4 protein-coding genes are annotated in these 4,322 nt (G+C 68.9%); all 4 read left to right on the top strand.

Annotated features, from left to right (window positions below; translation table 11 throughout):
- The coding region (locus KBI44_21485; protein ID MBP9147059.1) for a TOBE domain-containing protein at positions 1-557 on the top strand (557 nt) is incomplete at its 5' end.
- A complete protein-coding gene (locus KBI44_21480) occupies positions 554-2,254 on the top strand; it encodes an iron ABC transporter permease (protein MBP9147058.1) in 1,701 nt (566 codons plus the stop codon). The genes KBI44_21485 and KBI44_21480, both read left to right, overlap by 4 nt.
- Entirely contained in the window at positions 2,255-3,556 is a 1,302-nt protein-coding gene (locus tag KBI44_21475; protein MBP9147057.1) for an MFS transporter, read from the top strand.
- Between the two features lie 152 nt (positions 3,557-3,708).
- Complete coding sequence (locus tag KBI44_21470) at positions 3,709-4,272, top strand: fasciclin domain-containing protein (protein MBP9147056.1); 564 nt, start codon at positions 3,709-3,711, stop codon at positions 4,270-4,272.
- The last annotated feature ends 50 nt before the right edge of the window (positions 4,273-4,322 follow it).

Here is a 4,322-nt window from a genome sequence, read left to right as displayed (position 1 = left end):
GCATCACGACCCTCCTCGTGACTCACGAGCAGGAGGAGGCGTTCGATCTCGGCGACCGCGTGGCGCTCCTCCAGGGCGGCCGACTCGAACAGCTCGGGACGCCGCACGAGCTCTATCGCGAACCGGCAACGCGCTTCGTCGCCGGCTTCATCGGGCGCTCGAGCCTCCTGCCGGTGACCGTCGTCGAGGTCGAACCGGAGGCTGAGAATGGCCTCTTTCCGACGACCGTCGGCGGCCCGGCGCTCGCGCCGGGGGCGACATTGTCGCTCGCGTCGCGCGGTTTCGGTAAAGGGAAAGAAGCAGACCTGTGGCTGCGTCCGGAGATGCTGGAGATCTGCGACAGCGCCGCGCCCGGAACCCCCTTTACTGGGGCTTTTCTTTCGGCTCGTTTCAGTGGAGCGGTGAGCTACCTCACGTTTCGTCTGGCGGGTGGCTTCGAGATCGAGATCATGGTCGCGGGGGAGATACCGGCTCCCGGCTCGCAGGTCGGTGTGCGCTTGCGTACGGACGCGCGCCCGAAGTTGTTCCCCCGCGCGGCCGCGGAGCCCTCCGCGTGAGCACCGCAGCGCGGCGCTGGTGGCTCGGCGCGGGTGTCTTCCTGGTTCTCGCCTGGCTGGTGGGCTATCCGCTCCTGGTCACGACCTTCGCGGCGTTCACCCCCGAGGCCGGGGTGACCGCGGGCTCCGGCGGTGGAGCCGCCGTGAGCGCACCGTTCGCCGAGTTCGTGAACCGGCCCGACGAGTGGACGGCGCTCTATCGCAGTCTCTGGATTTCACTCGCTTCGGTGGCTCTCGCTGGCTTGGTCGGCGTGCCGCTCGGCTTCCTCTTCGCGCGCGCCGAGTTTCCGGGACGACGGGTCCTGGGCGAGCTCCTGGCGCTGCCGGTGGCGCTGCCGCCGCTGGTCGGCGTCATCGCCTTTCTCTACCTCTACGGCGAAAGCGGCATGGCCACCCGTCTGGTCGGAAGTCTGGTGGGGTCGAGCGGGGCGCCGTGGCGGCTGACCGGACCGGGCGCGATCCTCCTCGTCCACACCTATTCGATGTACGTCTACTTCTATCTCTTCACGCGCGCTGCGCTGGCGCGCTTCGACGGTGCCCAGCTCGAGGCGGCGGCCTCCCTCGGCGCCGGACGATGGCGGACGCTCACTCGGGTCGTCCTGCCGGGGCTTGCGCCAGCGCTCGCCGCAGCGGCCATCCTCACCTTCCTCACCGCCCTCGGTTCGTTCTCGGCGCCCTACATCTTCGGCGGCTCGTTTCGCGTGATGACCACCCAGATCCTCGCCTCGCGCCAGAACGGCGACGTCGACATCGCCGAGGTCGAGACTTTCTTCCTCATCGCGGTGGCGATCGCGGGCCTCCTCGTCGCCCGCACCCTCGAGCGCCGGCATCTCGGGCGGCGCGCCGCTACGCAGCGTGGCACGCCGCCGGAACGCCGCGTCGTGCGCAGCCCTGCGGCGCGAATCGCTCTGACCGCGGCCGGCTGGCTGCTGGCGCTCCTGTTGCTGCTCCCCCATCTCACTCTGATCCTGATCTCGTTCGTGCCGCGGGCCTCCTGGACGACCGAGCTCTTCCCGCCGGTGCTCTCGCTCGCCAACTACCGATCGCTTGGGGCGACGGCGGAGGCCCTGCGGCCGGTGGCGAACTCGCTCTGGATGGCGCTGGCGGCGACGGCCGGGGCCCTCGCCCTCGGCTTCGTCGCGGCGCGCCGGGCGGTCGACCGGCGGCCCGGCGGGGCCTTCTGGTCGCGGGCGATCGGTTTGCTGATTGCCGTCCCGTGGGCGGTGCCGGCGACCGCCTTCGCCGTCGCGCTGGCGACGACGATGAGTGTCCAATCGCCGGCCAGCGGCCGTTTTCTGCTCGTCGGCACGGCGGCGATCCTGCCGCTCGCCTATCTGGTGCGAGCGCTGCCGGCGACGGGCCAGGCGGCGATCGCGGCGCTCGAACAGATGGATCCGCAGCTCGAAGAGGCTTCGGCTGCGCTCGGAGCGGGTAAACTTCGCACGCTCGTCCGCGTAACTCTTCCCAGGGTGCGGCCGGCGCTCGCGGCCGGAGCGAGCCTCGCGTTCCTCGCCGCGTTCGGCGATTTCGTGGTCTCGATCGTCCTCTACACCTATGAAACCCGCCCGATCTCGATCGAGATCCTCTCCAACCTCCGCCTTCAGGAAACCGGCGTCGCCGCGGTCTATGGAGTTCTCTTGACGGCACTCTCGGCCGCTGCGTTCCTGCTCTGGGGCCGCGAGAAGGAAGTCCGCTGAATGGCCCCCGATCGCGTCTCGCTGGCGCGCCTCTGGGCGCTCATGGCGACGGTCTTCGTCGACATGATGGGCTTCCTGATGGTGATGCCGGTGCTGCCTTTCTACGCCGACCGGCTCGGTGCCTCGCCGCTCCTCATCGGCCTGATGGTCTCGGTTTTCGCCCTCGCCCAGCTGCTCATGGCTCCCTATCTGGGCAAGATCTCGGACCGCAAGGGGCGTCGGCCGACGCTGATGTTCGGCATCAGCATCGCGGCGGTCGCCTTCCTTCTCCTCGCCCTGGCCTGCTCGGAGTGGGCGATGGCGCGTATCTCGCCCGGCTGGCTCATCGCGCTCATCTTCATATCGCGCTTCGTCGCCGGCGCCGGCGGCGCCACCACCGGGGTCGTGCAGGCCTACGTCGGCGATGCCATCGTGCCCGAAGAGCGCGCCAAGGCGCTCGGCTGGATCAGCGCTGCGACCAACGCCGGCGTGATGATCGGACCGGCGCTGGGCTCGCTGGCGGCTTTCGGGGGGCCGGCGGTACCGGGGTTGGTGGCGACGGCGCTCTGTCTGCTGAATCTCCTTTTCGTCAAGCGCTGGCTGCCCGAGTCGTCGAGCGCCGAGGCGCGCGCCGAGGCGAAACAGGAGCAGCGCGAATCGCTCGGCAAGCGGATGCTCGCGGTCTTCAGGCATCCCCGGCGCCCCGTCGCCCGGCTGATCTGGATCTACGCCGTCGGCATGATGGCGTTCATGGCGATGAACGCCGTCCTCGCGCTCTTCCTGCAGGAGCGCTTCGGAATCACCGAGAAGTCGTTCGGCCTCTTCTACGTTTTCGTCGGAGCGATCTCGCTGGTGATGCGGGTCATTCTGCTCGGTCCTGCGGTGCGCCGCTTCGGCGAGAAAGGTGTGATGCGGATCGGGTTGGTCTCGCTGGCCGCCGGCTATGCGCTGCAGGCTCTGGCGCCGACGATCGTCACCTTCTGCGTCGCGATCATGCTGATTCCCATCGGCACGGCACTGCTCTTCCCTGCGTCGTCGTCGCTCGTGTCGCGCTTCGCCATGCGCCACGAGCTGGGCGCGACGATGGGGGTACAACAGGCCTACGGCGGCGTCGCGCGGCTGGTCGGTCCGATCTGGGCCGGCTTCACCTTCCAGCGCTTCGGCTCCGGCGCACCGTTCTGGATCTCGTGTGCGCTCGCCCTGGCGACACTCGTCTTCGCCAGCGGCCTGCATACCGACGCCGCGCCGGAGGCCCGGGGCCCGGCCCCTCGGGAACCGGAAGCGGAACCCTCGCCTGAGCCCGAGGCCGGCACCGTCGCCTGAACCCGGTCCTTCCTCCCGCCGATGAGGCGATACGTGCCGCGAGCCGGTTCGGATGGATCGGTCGCACGGTCCATCCGCCCGCCCGCACGAGGCGTAGTCCATGTTGAACGGTCGCAAGAGACCGGCAACGACAACCCGAAAGGACTCCGCTCATGAAGTACTCCCAAAAGTCGCTCGTCGCAGCTTTCGCCCTCGCAGCGCTCGCCGTCGTCTCGGCCGCCAGCGCCGGCAGTCCGAACCCCATGGTCGGCGGCAAGGAGATGTTCCCCAACAAGGACATCATCGACAACGCCGTCAACTCGGCCGATCACACGACGCTGGTGGCCGCGGTGAAGGCCGCCGATCTGGTGACGACGCTGAAGGGCACCGGTCCCTTCACCGTTTTCGCGCCGACCAACGCCGCGTTCGCGAAGCTCCCGGCCGGCACGGTCGAGGGTCTCTTGAAGCCCGAGAACAAGGCGACGCTCACGAAAATCCTCACCTACCACGTGGTCGCAGGCAAGGTCATGGCGGCCGATCTCGTCAGGATGATCCAGGACGGCAAGGGCACGACGAGCTTCAAGACGGTCGCCGGCGCCTCGATTCAGGCGATGCTGGTCGACGGCAAGGTCGTCCTCAAGGACGAGAAGGGCCTTACCGCGACCGTGACGATCGCCGACGTCAACCAGTCGAACGGCGTCATCCACGTCGTCGACAGCGTCCTGCTGCCGAACTGAGACGCTGGCGCAGGGAACCCGTCGCACGCTGCCGGCAATCGCCGGACGAT

Source organism: Thermoanaerobaculia bacterium (assembly GCA_018057705.1).
In the GTDB taxonomy this organism is placed as follows: domain Bacteria; phylum Acidobacteriota; class Thermoanaerobaculia; order Multivoradales; family JAGPDF01; genus JAGPDF01.
This window is presented reverse-complemented; position numbering and strand designations above follow the sequence as displayed.